General features: G+C 43.3%; 14 protein-coding genes and 1 riboswitch. Of the genes, 5 read left to right on the forward strand and 9 right to left on the reverse strand.

Annotation, left to right across the window (positions count from 1 at the left end; all coding sequences use genetic code 11):
- Positions 1-56: 56 nt before the first annotated feature.
- Positions 57-824 (forward strand): helix-turn-helix domain-containing protein, encoded by a 768-nt coding sequence (locus tag T408_RS0106585; protein ID WP_028119247.1) that lies wholly within the window; start codon positions 57-59, stop codon positions 822-824.
- Between the two features lie 72 nt (positions 825-896).
- Here T408_RS0106585 and T408_RS11100 read toward each other — a convergent pair whose 3' ends face one another.
- From T408_RS11100 to T408_RS0106610, 5 genes are all read right to left on the reverse strand, one after another.
- On the reverse strand, positions 897-1,730 hold the full coding sequence (locus T408_RS11100; protein WP_035420322.1) for an LCP family protein: 834 nt from the start codon (positions 1,728-1,730) through the stop codon (positions 897-899).
- 10 nt (positions 1,731-1,740) lie between these two features.
- Positions 1,741-3,639 (reverse strand): polysaccharide biosynthesis protein, encoded by a 1,899-nt coding sequence (locus T408_RS0106595; protein ID WP_028119248.1) that lies wholly within the window; start codon positions 3,637-3,639, stop codon positions 1,741-1,743.
- A 201-nt stretch (positions 3,640-3,840) separates the two neighbouring features.
- Positions 3,841-4,212 carry a YccF domain-containing protein gene (locus T408_RS0106600; RefSeq protein WP_028119249.1) on the reverse strand — a complete coding sequence of 124 codons (372 nt, stop codon included), beginning with the start codon at positions 4,210-4,212 and terminating at the stop codon, positions 3,841-3,843.
- A gap of 127 nt (positions 4,213-4,339) precedes the next feature.
- Positions 4,340-5,092: an esterase family protein gene (locus T408_RS0106605; protein WP_028119250.1), complete on the reverse strand. Its 753-nt coding sequence runs from the start codon at positions 5,090-5,092 to the stop codon at positions 4,340-4,342.
- Between the two features lie 19 nt (positions 5,093-5,111).
- A complete protein-coding gene (locus T408_RS0106610) occupies positions 5,112-6,296 on the reverse strand; it encodes an ATP-grasp domain-containing protein (protein ID WP_028119251.1) in 1,185 nt (394 codons plus the stop codon).
- Positions 6,297-6,694: 398 nt separating this feature from the next.
- Here T408_RS0106610 and metE point away from each other — a divergent pair, with 398 nt between their 5' ends.
- Both metE and metF read left to right on the forward strand, forming a co-directional pair.
- Positions 6,695-8,983, forward strand: a complete 2,289-nt coding sequence (gene metE / locus T408_RS0106615; protein ID WP_028119252.1) for a 5-methyltetrahydropteroyltriglutamate--homocysteine S-methyltransferase — start codon at positions 6,695-6,697, stop codon at positions 8,981-8,983.
- The gene (metF, locus tag T408_RS0106620; RefSeq protein WP_028119253.1) at positions 8,955-9,809 is read left to right on the forward strand and encodes a methylenetetrahydrofolate reductase [NAD(P)H]; all 855 of its coding nucleotides are present in this window, start codon (positions 8,955-8,957) and stop codon (positions 9,807-9,809) included. The genes metE and metF overlap by 29 nt, the downstream gene beginning before the upstream one ends.
- Before the next feature lie 46 nt (positions 9,810-9,855).
- Here metF and T408_RS0106625 read toward each other — a convergent pair whose 3' ends face one another.
- From T408_RS0106625 to T408_RS0106640, 4 genes are all read right to left on the reverse strand, one after another.
- On the reverse strand, positions 9,856-11,037 hold the full coding sequence (locus T408_RS0106625) for an amidohydrolase (RefSeq protein ID WP_028119254.1): 1,182 nt from the start codon (positions 11,035-11,037) through the stop codon (positions 9,856-9,858).
- A gap of 67 nt (positions 11,038-11,104) precedes the next feature.
- A complete protein-coding gene (locus tag T408_RS0106630) occupies positions 11,105-12,280 on the reverse strand; it encodes a cation:proton antiporter (protein ID WP_028119255.1) in 1,176 nt (391 codons plus the stop codon).
- 48 nt (positions 12,281-12,328) lie between these two features.
- Positions 12,329-12,407: riboswitch (Fluoride riboswitch) on the reverse strand.
- Between the two features lie 36 nt (positions 12,408-12,443).
- Entirely contained in the window at positions 12,444-13,277 is an 834-nt protein-coding gene (locus tag T408_RS0106635) for a MetQ/NlpA family ABC transporter substrate-binding protein (protein WP_028119256.1), read from the reverse strand.
- A gap of 64 nt (positions 13,278-13,341) precedes the next feature.
- Complete coding sequence (locus T408_RS0106640) at positions 13,342-14,319, reverse strand: alpha/beta hydrolase (protein WP_035420325.1); 978 nt, start codon at positions 14,317-14,319, stop codon at positions 13,342-13,344.
- Positions 14,320-14,487: 168 nt separating this feature from the next.
- Here T408_RS0106640 and T408_RS0106645 point away from each other — a divergent pair, with 168 nt between their 5' ends.
- Together T408_RS0106645 and T408_RS0106650 are read left to right on the forward strand one after the other, a co-directional pair.
- Positions 14,488-15,903 (forward strand): G5 domain-containing protein, encoded by a 1,416-nt coding sequence (locus tag T408_RS0106645; protein ID WP_028119258.1) that lies wholly within the window; start codon positions 14,488-14,490, stop codon positions 15,901-15,903.
- A gap of 156 nt (positions 15,904-16,059) precedes the next feature.
- Positions 16,060-16,270: helix-turn-helix domain-containing protein (locus tag T408_RS0106650; RefSeq protein ID WP_028119259.1), on the forward strand; the 211-nt coding region annotated here is incomplete at its 3' end.

The raw sequence follows: 16,270 nt of genomic DNA on the forward strand, positions 1-16,270 counted from the left end.
ACAAGCAAAATGGTTTTGATAAACTTTAAGAGACTATACTTGAAGGAGGGGGATTGGTGAGCACGAAGTCATTACAAGAAATGATTGCAGAAGGTTTACTTGAGCTTCGTCGTGCTCATGGACTCTCCCAGGACTATATTGCCTTGGAAGGTGAACTTGATCGCAAAACTATTTCGCGCATTGAACATCAAAATAAAGGCGTTCGCTTAGACTCCGTTGACCAGATCCTCCTGGCGATGGACCTAACTGCTGAAGACTTTATTAGCTATCTGAATAGCAAGATCAAGAGTTCCAAGTCGGACTCAGAATTTCAAGTACAAGAATCTGGACAAGCTGACTATCAATCTACTTCAAAGAAGAACCATCAGCAATTACTCGCCCTTAAAGCGGGCCAGCAACTAGCAGCCATTAGTGATCTTATCCAAAACGCTGTCAACCAAGCCCTGAAAGAACAAAAGATTGACTGCCCTACGCTTACTTTCTTACAAATTATTGTTCTGATCTATTGCTTGGATCACGATAATTTTACTAGTCGGCATATTCGAACCGACTTGCACCTCTTCCATCCTAAACGGATTCAAGATCTACTGCGCAACATGGTGAGACGCACTTGGCTACTTGAAGATGAGGAGCGCAGAGGTCATTACAAGATCTATCAACTATCACCTACCGGACGTGATCTGGCCTTAAAAGTTAAGCAGGCCTATCTTGACACCTGCTCCCGGCTGAATCAGGATGCTGATGAAGAGATCATCCATTGGACTCGAGGTCTGGTTAGCTATTATTCAAAGGTCTTAGATCAGATTAATTCGGATAAGCTTTAGTGGTAACAAAAGCCATAAAAAATCGAGCCGATATCTAAATTGATACCGGCTCGATTTTTCTGTCCTATAGGATTAGGATATACCTAATTGTTGGTGAATATTCTGGGTGATTTCTGCTAAAGAATCTTCATCTGGAATATCGTAATAGACGCCGTCAATCATTTGGCCATTACCTGTTAACTGGTACTGTTCAATTTGATCAGACATTTGATAGAACTTGCTACCTAAATCCATCACTTCACCCATACCTAAGCTGGTATCAATATTCTTGTTCAAAGCCATCCCTGCCTTACCTAAGGTAATTACATCTGTCTTAGGAATGGATTGAACCTTAGTAACAACCGCCTGGATGATATCACGCTGACGTTCTTGACGCGCATAGTCACCACCGGATGTATAACGTTCTCTAGCATATTGTAGGGCTGCTTCACCGTCAAGGGGTGTTTTTTGACCTTCGATAAACTCATAGCCATCAATGGTGAAGCTAGTTGGTGGAACCACTTCAACACCATCCACTGCATCAACGATATCTTTTAAGCCGGCCATATTAACAGTTAGATAGTGATCGATGTCAATGTCAAATAATTGGTTGACCGTCTCAACGGCTAAGTCTGAACCGCCAAAGGCATAGGCATGGTTGATTTTGTCCATACCATAACCTGGAATATCGACATAAGTATCACGAGGAATACTAGTCAAGGCTACTGAATTGTCCTTGAGGTTGGCAGTTAAGAGCATCATTACATCTGAACGCCCCTGTTCATCGCGACCTAAATCTCCCGTATCCACTCCCATTAAGAGAATAGATAAGGTATCGCCTTGAGCTTGTACACTTGGTTGAGCTAGACCTGTCCCAGCCATAAAGGTTAGGAATATCACTAGCAGGACTTTAATCATCTTCTTCATTATTTCTCTCCTATTCACTTACTAACTCGGCTGAAGCTTCTGGCTTATCTTGGGTAGTCGCATTAGCAAAAGCAATAATCTCTTGCTTGAGCTGGTCAACAGGAAGACCTTCAATTTGCCCAATAAAGCGGTCCAAATCATTTAGAGACATCGTTTCAACCTTCCCAATAAAGATCTTATCGTCAATTTTTCTGGCGACATTTTCTTCACTTGCCAATAGTTCTTCATAGAGCTTCTCACCTGGACGGATACCTGATTCAACAATTTCAATCTCATCTTCGGTATAGCCACTTAACAAGATCAGCTTCCGGGCCAGATCCACAATTCGTACCGGTTCACCCATATCGAGAATAAAGACCTCCCCATTCTGGGCAAAGGCGCCGGCATATATCACTAATTGACTGGCCTCCGGAATCGTCATAAAGTAACGAATCATTCGAAAATCTGTTACGGTTACCGGGCCACCAGCTTTGATTTGCTTTTCAAAGACTGGAATCACACTTCCCCGACTACCCAGTACATTACCGAAGCGAACTGAACAATAGGTAGACTCACTCTTCTGGTCAAAGGCCGTTACAATTAATTCAGCTACCCGCTTACTTGCTCCCATCACGTTGGTAGAGTTAACCGCCTTGTCCGTCGACACCATTACCATCTTGCCGGTAGCCGTTGCATCAACAGCTTTAGCTACATTATAGGTTCCCTTGATATTGTTGGTAAAGGTTTCTATCGGGTTCATCTCCATTAGCGGGACATGCTTGTGGGCCGCCGCATGATAGACAATATCAGGCTGATACTTCTCAAAAACCGCTAGCAAACGACCATAGTCCTTGATATCAGCAATAACGGGTTCATAATTGACCATGTTTGGCACCTTGAGCATTTCGTGGTAAATCTGATAGATCGAATTCTCTCCGTGGCCTAATAGGACAACAGTACGTGGATTAAGACGGGTGACTTGACGAACTATTTCTGAACCAATTGATCCACCAGCTCCAGTGATTAAGATGGTCTTGCCTTCGATCTCAGCTCGTAATTTCTGCTCATCTAATTGAATCTCCTTGCGCCCTAATAAGTCTGCAATATTAACTTGATTGGCAGTGACCAAGGGACGATAGGATCCTTGGATGACCTCTTCTACCTTAGGCATCTTATAAAGCTGAACCTTGTAAGGATTAGTGATAGCCAATATCTTTTCATAGGCTTCTGGTTGAATCGAAGGGATGGCGACTACAATTTCATTGATCGCATAATGGTTGACAAGATCCGGTATTAGATCAATATCACCCAGTACCCGAGCACCACCAATTACCTTGTTGTGTTTATCTGGATCCTGATCCAAGATACCGACCACTTCAATTTTTTGTGGGTGACGCTTGTAATTATCCATAAATAAAGAGCCACCATCACCCGCACCAATCACTAGCAGACGACGCTTCTCGTCCGTATTGCCCCCTTGTAGGTCTACCATTCGTTGTCTGGATAGAAACAGGGCCTGCCATAAAGTTCTAAGCCCAATCACTGAGACCCCCGTTAACAAGGTAGCCAAGAGCAAATAACGGATCGAAATCGGGTGGACCAAGCCATAAACAAGAAAGCCACCCAATAGGGAGGACGCACAGACTAGAAAGAACAAGCTAGTTAAATCAGCAATCCCGCTATAACGATTCAATCGCTGACTCAAGCCCGTAAATTTGGATAATAATAGATAAACCAAGTAACCCAAGCCGATAGCCAAAGCATAAAAAATCAATGGCACAGTGGTTAGTTCCCAAAAGAAACTGTAAGCTAAGAGCCCGCTCACGATAAAGGAAACTAAATCAGCCAAACGCCAAATTCTGGCCTTAGTGGTTCCTGAAATTTCATTGACCATATCTACGAAATACTGTGTTAAACTATGAACTTTCATCCGCTTACCCCTCGTCTATTGCTTTATTTCTCCTATTATTCTACTACAATTGTCTCTAATTGTAACCCGACAAATTAAAATAAAGCAAGAAACGAAAAGAAAGCGCCAGTGGTCACTGGTATAAATGACCCAAACAGAAAAGCACCACCCATCAACTACTTAGCTCATAGCCAAGCACTTTTGATTCGATGATGCCAAAACTTAGAATCTGTCACGAATAATGGATGCACCAAAGGGGAATAAGGCCAAGCGAGCCAACTTGACATGCTGTAAACCCCAAGGAATACCAATCAATGTAAAGCACAGAGCCAATCCCGTTAATAATTCAGCTGCTGCAATCGGCACCCCACCAAAGATAAGCCAAAGCAAATTCATGGCAAAAGCACCCGTTGATTCTCGGTGAACCACCTCTCTACCAAACGGCCAGGCGCTCAGTTGAGCCAGCTTGAAGCATTGGAGTCCCACTGGAATACCAACAATTGACAAGCACCATAAGACACCAATAGCTAACCAAGCGAAGCCACTGATAAAGCCGCCAAAGATAAACCATAAAATATTTAAAATAATAGTCATTTTACCACCTCTTTATTCTCTATTCTACAACAATAGGCTAGACTTGATATCCTTCTAAGGTCTGATTAAAAATAAGAGAAAAACAGCCACTACAAGAAGAGGTATCCCTGTAGTAGCTGCTGACTCTTTAAATAATTCCCTGACGGTCTAATTCATTAAAGAAGTAATAGATTTGGTCGCGCCAAGCATCCCAATCGTGAGGAACATCGGGACCCCAATAGTCAAACCAAGCCGGAATCGACTTGGCGTCAAAGGCCGTTTCTAAGCGGCGAGTATCCAGCACATGTGGCCCTTCCCAAGCGCCTTGACCCACACAAATAATATAATGGTTCTGGCGGTATTGATCCAAGAACCAAGGATCCTCCATATTCCAAATATAATCAATTGGCGAATTCTCATAGACGCTCATATCCCCACCAAATTCATCGGTAAAGAAACGCGCATCATAGACACCACTTAAGGCAATCGCAACCCCAAAAACATCCGGATGTCTCAAGGCAAAATTCATGGTATGGAAGCCTCCCATGGAAGCCCCTGTTGCAATAACCTTACCCTGCCAACCCGTCAAATGACGAACATGTGGCAAGAATTCTCCAATAATATAACGATCATAAGCATTATGAGCTTGACCTTGATCATGAGCTGACTTGTGCTCATTTAGCCAAGACTGACTATCGTAACTTTCAGGTGTAAAAACTTGAATCTTACCTTCTTCAATAAAGCGATTCAAGGCATTAATCATACCGAAATCGGCAAATTCATCCTTGCTTCCCCCAGACGAAGGAAACACAATCACGGGAACTCCACTATGACCGTAGCGATTATAACCCATCTCCTGGCCTAAGTGGCCACTATAATGACTTCCTGTTTCAAAATGCATACCATAATCTCCTTATTTATTAATCAGTCGTTTGACGCTCACTGATATAATCTAATATTTCATACAATTTATCTTCACTAGGTGTCTTAAAGACATAGCCAATATTCCCCATTACAGCCGCAAAAACACCTGGGTGAACAATATCATATAAGATCTCATCACCATAATGACGGTAAATATCATCATGACTGTGCACGTAATCCACCTCATCAATCCGAGAAATATAAGCGACGTGATAAGGGCGAGTTAATTCAGCTGTAAATTCATTGTTCTTAACCACCTGGGCATACTGATCAAAAATATCAAAATCATTGCCATAATTCCAAAGGTCAATCGTCGATCCACCTGGTGGCCGACAATTAATTTCCAGACAGATTAAATCCCCATTATCTAAGCGGAAGAACTCAAAATGGAAAAAGCGTTCTTTAATACCAAAAGCTTGTACCGCTTTTTGTCCTAGTTCTCTTAAATCTTCCGGAATATCACGCTTGATAAAGAAATACATATCTGTATGGTCAGCAACCACATCTAAGACGGGCTTATCATGTGTAATCGAAGCGTCAAAGACAATCTTCCCGTCTTGGTCTACCAAACCGTCATAGGTCACAATATTTCCTGGAATATACTCTTCCATAATATAGGAAACCTCAGGATTACGCTCTTGAAGAAATCGATCAAGATCCTTCGGTGTCTTAATCTTCCAAGTATCACTTGCTCCAACCCCTGAATCAGGCTTAGCAATCACAGGGAACTTGAGCTCCTTAGCCAACTTACGGGCATCCTTATCATCTGTAATCACTCGGCCCCTAGCCACCGGCAACTTATGCTTGCGGAAGACTTCCTTCATCTTGGACTTATGCTTGATCACTTCCATATCTTCTGACTTAAGTCCCGGAACGTTAAAGTCGGTCCGTAATCTGGCATCCGTTTCTAACCAGTGTTCATTATTGGATTCAATTCGGTCAATCCGCCCGTACTTGAAGGCAAAATAAGCCACCGCTCGATACATCTGCTCATAATCATTCATATCATCGACCCGATAATATTCCGTTAAGGCCTCTCTTAGCTTAGGGCTCAGTCGATCGTAAGCTTCATCAGCAATCCCGAAAACATTAAAACCATTCGCCTTTAAGCGAATCGCAAAAGGTTCAAAGTTAGCCGGGAAATGGGGGGAAATTAAAATAAAGTTTTTTGCTCTGTTCATATTTATCCCACTCACCCTTTTCTATTATTTTATCTTTACTCCGCACTGGGGCGACAGTTAAAGATAGTATATCATATTTAATTCTAAATTCTCATTTATTTTTCATTAAGTGAGTGAAATAAGCTGTCTGCTCATGATTTATTCATTTTATCTCTAGACTTGCGGCTATTTGCTGATCCAAGAAAGCGGATGGGGAGGTGTTTTCTTATTTCGCAAATCTATTTTCCAATTTCAAAGCGCTGAATTGTATTTTATTTTATCTGCTTATTTTGAAGTGATGCCATATCAGTAGGCTATCCCTACCGATTCAAAGTAGGTATTTCTCCTAGCAAGGTCGACTTGCTATACTTACCATCATTAAATCGAATCCCATTCGATAAGGACAAGGAGAATCGCCCATGCAAACATCAATCATTGGTTACCCCAGAATTGGTCACTCACGTCAGCTTAAATTCCAAACCGAAAAATATTTTCGTCAAGAAATTACCGAAGATGAACTTCAAGCCACTGCCAAGGAAATCCGCCACAGCCAATGGCAACAACAAGCCAAAAGTGGATTAGACTTTATTCCTTCCAACGACTTCTCTTTCTATGATCTACTCTTAGATACTGCTGTCTCCTTCAACATTGTTCCTAGACGCTATCAAGACTTAGCTTTAAGCGAATTGGATACTTACTTTGCTCAAGCTCGTGGCTACCAAGGAGACAAGGGGGATGTAAAAGCCCTAGCTATGAAGAAATGGTTCAACACCAACTACCATTACATGGTGCCCGAGATTGAAGACGACACTCCAATCAAATTGGCTAACAGCCAAGCACTTGACTACTACTTGGAAGCCAAGCAATTGGGTATTGAAACTAAGCCAGTGATTATTGGACCTTTTACCCTCTTGAAGAAATTGCGCTATCAAGGCAAGAAGACCGCTTCTGATTTCGCTCCTGATTTAGTGCATGCCTATGGTCAATTATTAGAACAATTGGACCAAGCAGGTGTTCAGTGGGTTCAAGTGGATGAACCAGATCTTGTATATGACCTGGAAGCAGCCGACCAAGCCTTCTTCCTAGATATTTATCAAGACCTCTTGAAGTATAAAGGGCAGGTCAAGATTCTCTTACAAACATACTTTGGCGATGTTCGCGATATTTACCCCCGCCTTATTGAATTAGATCTTGACGGTGTGGGTTTGGATTTTGTTGAAGGGCGCAAGAGCCTTGAGCTCGTCCAAAGCTATGGCTTCCCTTCAGATAAATGGCTTTTTGCTGGCTTGATTAATGGAAAGAACATTTGGGCTAACCATTACCAAGAAACGCTAGCAATCCTGCAAGAACTGGCAACCGATGTGAATCACTTGGTCCTTAGTAGTTCCTGCTCGCTCTTACATGTACCTTACCGCTTAGAAGCAGAAGATCAACTACCGCCACAATACAAGGCCCATTTCGCCTTTGCAGAAGAAAAATTAAAGGAATTAGCTGAACTGAAGGCTATCTTCAAAGAAACTGATAATAGCCAAAGTCTCTACCAAAGCAATCAAGACCTCTTCAGCCAAGATCGACCAGACGCTAAGGATCCAGCGGTACAAAAGCGTACTCAAGCAATCACCCAGGAACTCTTCACCCGTCAACCTGCCCTAAAAGAGCGAGTCACTGCACAAAGAGCAAGCCTTAACTTACCACTCTTACCAACAACGACCATTGGCTCCTTCCCGCAAACTAGAGACGTTAAGAAAAACCGGGCTGACTATAAAAAAGGACGCATTGATCAAGATCAATATATTGCTTTTAACCAGGAACAAATTAAAGCCTACATCAAACTGCAGGAAGAGATCGGACTAGATGTCTTGGTTCACGGTGAATTTGAACGAAATGATATGGTGGAATACTTTGGTGAACAACTAAATGGTTACCTCTTCACCCAATATGCCTGGGTTCAATCATACGGGACCCGCTGTGTGAAGCCACCCATTATCTGGGGAGATGTCTCCCGTCCCCATGCTATGACTGTTGAATGGTCAACTTACGCCCAAAAGCAGACCAACCATTTTGTCAAGGGCATGCTAACCGGACCGGTAACCATCTTGAATTGGTCCTTCCCACGTGAAGATATCTCAATCAAGGAGTCCACCTACCAAATCGCTCTGGCAATCCGTGATGAGGTCTTGGATCTAGAGGCTAACGGCATCCAGATCATCCAAATTGATGAAGCCGCTCTAAGAGAGAAGCTCCCCCTTCGCCAAAGTGATTGGTACAGCCAATACTTAGACTGGGCCATCCCAGCCTTCCGGCTCGTTCACAGCGGAGTCCAAGCTAGCACGCAAATTCATACCCATATGTGCTACAGCGAATTCACTGATATTATTCCAGCAATCGACAATATGGACGCAGATGTGATTACTTTCGAGGCCTCACGGTCCAAGCTGGAAATTCTAGATGCCCTAAAGGAAAACAACTTCCAAACTCAAGTCGGACCTGGCGTCTACGATATCCACTCGCCACGGGTTCCTTCAGTAGAAGAAATCAAGGCGACCATTTATAAAATACTAGACAAAGTAGCTATCGAAAAGGTCTGGATTAACCCAGACTGCGGGTTAAAAACACGCCATGTGGAAGAAACAGTGGCCAGCTTGAAGCATCTGGTTCAAGCTAGAGAGGAAGTGTACCATGAAAACCAAGGAACTATTCAAGGATAAAACGATCCTGTCTTATGAAGTTTTTCCGCCGAAGAAGGCGACTAACCTCTCTTCCATCTACCACACGTTGGATGAATTAAAGGAGCTGTCACCTGACTGTATCAGCGTTACTTATGGTGCCGGGGGTGGGGGTAACCATAGTCAAAGCCTGGCTATTGCCCAGTCCATTAAAGATAGTGGTATCCCAGCCATCGCCCACTTGCCTTGTATCGGTATGACTCAAAAAGAATTACTTGAAATCTTGCAGGAATTAGAACAACGAGGGATCGAGAATATTCTCGCCTTAAGAGGAGACCTACCAGACGGTCAATATGCCCCTGGAGACTTTGAATATGCTTCAGATATGATCGCCTTTATCAAGGAACATGGCGACTTCAACATTGTCGCTGCTTGTTACCCAGAAGGTCATATCGATACCAAGAATAAGGTTGAAGATATCAAACACCTAAAAATTAAAGTCGATGCGGGTGTGGATCATCTGATCACACAACTTTTCTTAGATAACCAGGACTTCTACGCCTTCAAGGAACGCTGTGAATTAGCTGGTATCGAAGTTCCAATTGAAGCGGGAATTATGCCTGTCGTCAACAAGAGCCAAATCGAGCGGATGACCAGCTTATGTGGTGTCAAGTTACCAAGCAAGTTCACTAAGATGATGGACCGCTACCAAGATAATCCAGTTGCCATGCGGGATGCTGGCATTGCCTATGCCGTTAATCAAATTGTTGATTTGATTAGTCAAGGCGTCGATGGCATCCACTTATATACCATGAATAATCCTTATATTGCTAAGCGAATCTACCAAGCTGTGCATAACTTAATTTAAGTACAAAAATTCCCAGCCTTGCCGTCGAGCGAGACTGGGAATTATTTTATTGATGGCTGATATAATTAACCACTAGGCAAGCCATAGCCTGAGCAGCCACAAGCATGGCCTGCTCATTAAAGTCAAACTTAGGATGGTGGTGCGGATAAGCTATGCCCTCAGCCACTTGAGCACCAATAAAAAAGTAAGTAGACGGACGCTCTTTGGCAAAGTAGGCAAAGTCTTCGGAAGGAGGAATTGCTCCAATATCATTAACCGATTCCACCAAATCCAAATGGGCCTCTTCAATAGCTTGCATATTCGCTAAGGTAAAGTCAGGATCATTATAGAGGGCTGGATACTGGTGCTGGTAGTCAACTTGACAGGTCACGCCAAACATCGCTTCCAAGCCTCGGCAAATAGATTGAATCTCCTCTTCAATGGTCGCTAAGGTCTGATCCGTCATCGCACGAACATCCCCTTCCAAGACCACCGAATCCTTAATGACATTAAAGGTCCCCGCCCCATCAAAGGAACCAATCGTCACCACGCCCATATCAAATGGATTCAATCTACGGGAGACAATGGTCTGACTGGCCACCACAAAGTGACTGGCTGCAACAATCGCATCATTAGCTTCATGCGGACTGGAACCATGTCCTCCTTGTCCCTGCACCTTAATCTTGAAGTAAGACCGGCCGGTCTGGATTTCTTCTAGGCCATAATTCACCTGGCCAAAAGGCATTTGACTCATCAAATGAAGACCAAGGACATGGTCAACCCCCTCCAAAACACCCTCTTGGATCATAGGCAGGGCGCCACCTGGTGGCTGTTCTTCAGCAGGTTGGTGAATAATGATGATCCGACCGCTGAGTTGGTCCTTGAACTCGATCAAGGTTTCAGCCAGAATCAGGAGATAGGCTGTATGACCATCATGACCACAAGCATGCATCAAGCCCGGATTCTTGGAAGCAAAGGCCAGGCCTGTCTCTTCTTGAATCGGTAGGCCATCAAAGTCGGCGCGAATAGCTAAGGTTCGACCAGGCCGTCCGGAATCAATCGTAATCTTCACTCCATGGCCCCCAACATTAGTCTCCACTTGACAAGCTAAATCTTCATAAAAGTCTGCAATATACCGCGCCGTCTCCACTTCTTCAAAGGATAGCTCTGGATATTGATGGAGATAGCGCCTAATAGCTACCATGCGCGGATACTTGTCTTCTAAGGTCTTGAGAATGGCTTCAAGCATGACTTCCCTTCTTTCTTTTATCATTATTCTCTAATGATACCCCTTGGATAGGGTCACTGCAAGTGTTTCAATTGGACCGGGTCAACCACTTACCCGCAAAGTAATCTGTTAGAATTGCTCCTAAAGGGGCCGTTGTTAAGATTGATAGAACCGATACACTCAGGATCAATTCACCACTGGCTAGTCCGCTAGCTAAGGGCAAGCTACCGATTGCTGCTTGGACAGTCGCCTTTGGCAAATAGGCAAAGGCTACAAATAAACGCTCCTGCTTACTTAAGGCTGTGTGAACCAGCGCCAAGGCGACTCCAACCACCCGGAAGACTAGTAAACAAGCAATAAATACAAGGGGGAGCCAACTGCTCTTAAGGGTATAGGACAAGTCAACACTGGCCCCAACCAGAAAGAACAAGAAGATCTCTGCTCCCCGCCAAAGGTGATTAAAACCTCGCGATAAGGAACTAGCATCCTCAGGCATCTCTCGAAAAATCATCATATTCATACTAATAATCGACAGAAGACCCGAATAATAACCCTGACAGTAATCTTCAAGCGTGACCAAGATAAAACTAATAGCCAAAATCAGCAAAATCTGCATCATCCGATCGATAGAATAGCGTTGGAGAAATTTCACCAGGAAGAAGCCTATCAACCAACCTATTAAGATACCGGACAAGATCGCAACCGGTACCTTTAATAGATCCAAGGCTTGGAAGTGACCGCTTAGGTTCAAGGACATAAAGGCCGTAAATAAGACCAATACATAAACATCATCCGCCGAAGCCCCCGCTAGAATCATTTGGGGAATTTGTTTGTTGACACCATAGCCATCTTCAATGAGGTTTACCATTCTAGGCACAACCACAGCTGGCGAGACAGCTGCCAAGACACTCCCGATCAAGAGGGATTCCGCTAAGGATAGACCCAAGAGCCAGGGACCGACTAGGAGCGCCCCAAGCATTTCCATGGAAGCCGGCACAAAGCATAAGAGCAAGGCCGGACGACCGACTTGAGTCAGTTGTCTCATATTCAAGGTTAAACCTGCTCGAACTAATATAATGATTAGGGCTACCCGCCTAATGATCGGCGACAATTGGAGAAAGCCGGGATCTAGACTATCAAGCATTGAAGGCCCCAATAAGATGCCAGCCAACAAGTAACCAAGAAGACGTGGCAACTTCAAACAATTAAAAATTGCTCCCATCAGACTACCCACAATTATAACTCCAGCAACACTTAATAACATCCTACTCCTCCTTATCTTAAGACACAAAAAAACTTCTGTATGCCAAACAGACATACAGAAGCCATTAGCTAGAATTCTAGCGGTTCAACGTCCGCACGTTAGGGAGTGCCTCATTCCCATTTTCTTGATTATAACTAATTTCATCACGCATTTCAATCTAGGTCTACCAAGCAGGAATTGCCCCACCCTGGCTCGCTTGATTGATGACCTTAGCGACATCTTCACTTTGGAAGAGTTCGACAATCTTTTGGAAGAGTGGGTTATCTTGATCACCTTGACGAACCGCAATCACATTACGGTAAGCTTCATCTAACTGGTCCAAGTCTTCGGTATCGACAAACAGGGCTTCATCAATTGAAATCCCTGCATCAGTAGCTAGACCCGTCCCTAAGACACCAGCATCAACATCAGGCAAGGATTGGGCTACTTGGTGAGCGTCCAATTCTTCAAACTTCAACTGATGAGGGTTAGCTGTTACATCCTTAGGTGTAGCTAGAATGCCAGCTGCATCATCCACTTCAATCAAACCTGCTAATTCTAAGGCTAGTAGGGCACGGCCACCATTAGTGGGATCATTAGGGATAGCGATCGTTGCACCTTCTTGAAGGTCTTCTAATTGATCGACCTTATTAGAGAAGATTCCCATTTCTGTGACAAAGGTATAGCCCAGACTAACTAGATCGCCATCGTTGGCTTCATTCCAATCGTTCAAGAAGGCCACATGTTGAAAGGCATTCATATTCAAGGAGCCATTCATAACCGCCTCATTGGGTTGGTTGTAGTCCGTTAAGAGGGTCACCTCTACCTTAATGCCGGCTTCTTTTTCTGCCTTATCGGCTACATAGCGCCAGATCTCATCACCTAGATCTCCTACTACTCCCACTGAAACAGTCTCCCCAGCAAACGATGACTCTTGTGCTAAAGCCTGAGCTGGAATTAAGAAAGCAAGCGATAAGGCTACTAGCGATAAGCCTAATTTCTTTAATTGTTTAAACATTTTACCTCTCCTTTTTCAAATAATGCTCTCATTATAGCCTAATAGTCAGGGAATAGCGACACTTCTATATATATTTATCGATAAAAGATTCCAAACGTTCATAATAATGAGGCGTGTAAGGCGCTTGAGCATGTTGGCCTTCAGGAATCAAATAGATCTCCTTAGGCCCATGTCGCTTGGCCAAGTATAAGTCCTTAGCCATCTCAACAGGCACAAAGGAATCCGGCTCCGTATGGACAAACAAGATCGGCAAGCGACTCTTACGCACTTCGCGAATGGGTTGAATATCCTTGAGGTCAATGCCGATCCGTAGACGCGCCATTAAGCGTGCCATCTCTAAGAAAGGAAAGGCCGTTAAGTTAAAGCGTTTCTTTAATTCTAAGGCCATAATATCCCAAGTCTTACTATAGCCACAATCAGAGATAATAGCCTTGACCTGTTTAGGCAAGGGCTTGCCTGAGGCCATTAAGACCGTAGCGCCGCCCATGGAAGTCCCATGATAGACAATCTTGGCCCGCTTATCCAGACTAATCACATAACGGGTCCACTCCAACAAGTCAGACTGCTCAAATTGACCCATAGTAATATAAGTCCCTTCACTTAAGCCGTGGGCCCTTTGGTCGTAAATTAAGACATTGTAACCTCTTAGATAGAATTGGTGCGCCAAGGCCAATGAAGCCTCTTGGTCTACTTGATAGCCGTGCACGATAATCATCCAGCGGTGACTCTTGCCAACTTGCTTGAAGACTTGTCCACGCAGATAAAGTCCTGATCGGGATTGAATTTCCACCCGGGGAGCTAATTCTTGTAAATCAGCTCGCCAATCTTGCGCTTCTTTAAAGGCCGCCTCTTGAGCTTGGTCGATCTTACTTTGAAAGCGCGTAGAGGATCCTTCCTCATCCACGTCCCGATCTTGCCCCCCATTACCTGGAACGAGTGCATAATCAACAAAGAGATTCCCAATAACAAGGGTACTCATACTAACCAGACCACTAGCCAATAGCAATCCTTTACCCGCTTGGATCCATTTATTTGTTGCCATTTGTCTACCCCCTTTTATTTCTATTATTATCCCATAGATGAGTCATATTTGGAAAATAAATGTCGTTGAGGCATAAATAATGACCGTTCAGGAATTATCCCCCAAAAATAAGAGCTAAGCCCTTACAATAAAGTTAAGTTAAAAAGAAAAAGTTAAAGGAGAAGAGCCATGAAAAAATATTTATTGAAATTAAGTAGCCTGACCTTAGTGGCTAGTCTAGCCCTTGCACCAGTGACAACCCTAGCAGAAGAAATCTTTGGGGAAGATCTCACTGAAGAAGTCTTTGATTGGGATGAAGAAGACTCGAATCATGATGTCTATTTTGAAGATATCCCTGAGGAACCAACAGAAGAAGGCACTGATGAAGAGAGTCTAGATATGCATATGGCCCGGGTCGCTCGACCGGAAGAAGATGACGAGGAAGATGAAGATAATGTACAAGAACGCGTCATAGTTGAAGTACAATTAAACTATGAAGACGGCAGTCCAGTTGGTGAAGGTTTTATACTTAGACTAAATATAAACGACGTCGAAGCGACTACAGACACTTCAGGCATTGCCAGATTTGAGCTTGACCCTAATAATTATAGTGATTATGATTATTTATATTTTATCAAAGGGAACGGACCTAAATTTGATAATAATTATAAACCAGGCTTCCAAGGACTTGAGATAAGAAATATAAGACCTGGGAGTCCTAATTCCGTCACCGCATCCATTATCAATCCAGAAGATGAGGGCGAATTCGCATCGATGGAAGTTGAAGTTACTTATCCGGACGGTACGCCAGTTGAGGCAGGTATCACATTCAGGCTTAAACGTCATAATACTCAAGCCGAAACAGATGAAAATGGTTTTGTGACATTTGATATCGATATGAATAAACTTAAATACGGCAACGAGGCCATTTATTTTGTGCACGGAAATGATAGCAGATTTACCTCAGACTATAATTCTGGTTTAGGCCTATTGGGCAAAGAAGTTAATGATTTCGTCGCTGGCAAAACAAAACATGTCAAATTAACCATCAACCATCCGGATGGCATAACTATCCCATTCAAAACAGTAAGACAAGAAGATCCATCATTAGAAGTTGGAGTTGAAAAAGTAATACAAGAGGGCGTCAATGGACTGAAAGATTTTAGAGGGAACATCATAAAAGAACCTATCGATGAAATTATTGCTGTTGGAACTAAACCAATCCATTCAGAATCCATTAGCTCTGAACCAGAGTCTGAATCGACACCAAATCCGGATAGTTCGAGCACGGATTCTCAATCATCCTCTCCGAGTAATAATAACGGTGATGAAACAGATAATACTAATCCAAATGGGAATTCATCTACCAACGATTGCGGTGGCAAAAACAGTGGCAACAAAACTCAACCAAAATGCGGTGGTAGACACAATGGAGGAAAAAACACTCCTAAACGTGCGAAACGCAAACCAACTAGCAATGGCAAAGTCGGTGGACTCCTGCCGGACACAGGTGAAGATTCCTCAGTTAGTCTACTCATTACTGCCTCTCTCACAACTTTAGCTGGATTAGGTCTAGCCTTTTCATCTACTCTTAGACAAGACTAATAAGATAAATATTTATTCCATCACCCAAGCTGATTGTTAAGCTTGGGTGATTTTTTCATAAGATAGATTGTAAAATTAATTGCGACAAACAAGAAAACCCATAACAGGTTCGTGTAAAATGTTAGTAACCACAAAAACACACACGGAGGACCTGTTATGAGCTACAAACATCTTACCATAGAAGACCGTTCAAAAATAGAAGTACTTTATCATGAGGGCTATACAGCTAGTCAAATTGCTCAAGCCATTGGGCGACACCGCTCAACAATTTATCGTGAACTTAAACGTGTTCAATCAGCTAGTTATGATGCCCAACTGGCTCAAGATAACGCCACTGAACATAAATCTCTTAAAGGACGTCGTCCTA

It is taken from the genome of Hutsoniella sourekii ATCC 700629 (assembly GCF_000518205.1).
In the GTDB taxonomy this organism is placed as follows: Bacteria; Bacillota; Bacilli; order Lactobacillales; family Aerococcaceae; genus Hutsoniella; species Hutsoniella sourekii.

What these genes read in the sequence shown, in the direction of transcription:
- T408_RS11100 (WP_035420322.1), bottom strand. Translation starts at nt 1,730, where the DNA reads ATGAAGAAGATGATTAAAGTCCTGCTAGTGATATTCCTAACCTTTATG.
- T408_RS0106595 (WP_028119248.1), bottom strand. Translation starts at nt 3,639, where the DNA reads ATGAAAGTTCATAGTTTAACACAGTATTTCGTAGATATGGTCAATGAA.
- T408_RS0106600 (WP_028119249.1), bottom strand. Translation starts at nt 4,212, where the DNA reads ATGACTATTATTTTAAATATTTTATGGTTTATCTTTGGCGGCTTTATC.
- T408_RS0106605 (WP_028119250.1), bottom strand. Translation starts at nt 5,092, where the DNA reads ATGCATTTTGAAACAGGAAGTCATTATAGTGGCCACTTAGGCCAGGAG.
- T408_RS0106610 (WP_028119251.1), bottom strand. Translation starts at nt 6,296, where the DNA reads ATGAACAGAGCAAAAAACTTTATTTTAATTTCCCCCCATTTCCCGGCT.
- metE (WP_028119252.1), top strand. Translation starts at nt 6,695, where the DNA reads ATGCAAACATCAATCATTGGTTACCCCAGAATTGGTCACTCACGTCAG.
- metF (WP_028119253.1), top strand. Translation starts at nt 8,955, where the DNA reads ATGAAAACCAAGGAACTATTCAAGGATAAAACGATCCTGTCTTATGAA.
- T408_RS0106625 (WP_028119254.1), bottom strand. Translation starts at nt 11,037, where the DNA reads ATGCTTGAAGCCATTCTCAAGACCTTAGAAGACAAGTATCCGCGCATG.
- T408_RS0106630 (WP_028119255.1), bottom strand. Translation starts at nt 12,280, where the DNA reads ATGTTATTAAGTGTTGCTGGAGTTATAATTGTGGGTAGTCTGATGGGA.
- T408_RS0106635 (WP_028119256.1), bottom strand. Translation starts at nt 13,277, where the DNA reads ATGTTTAAACAATTAAAGAAATTAGGCTTATCGCTAGTAGCCTTATCG.
- T408_RS0106640 (WP_035420325.1), bottom strand. Translation starts at nt 14,319, where the DNA reads ATGGCAACAAATAAATGGATCCAAGCGGGTAAAGGATTGCTATTGGCT.
- T408_RS0106645 (WP_028119258.1), top strand. Translation starts at nt 14,488, where the DNA reads ATGAAAAAATATTTATTGAAATTAAGTAGCCTGACCTTAGTGGCTAGT.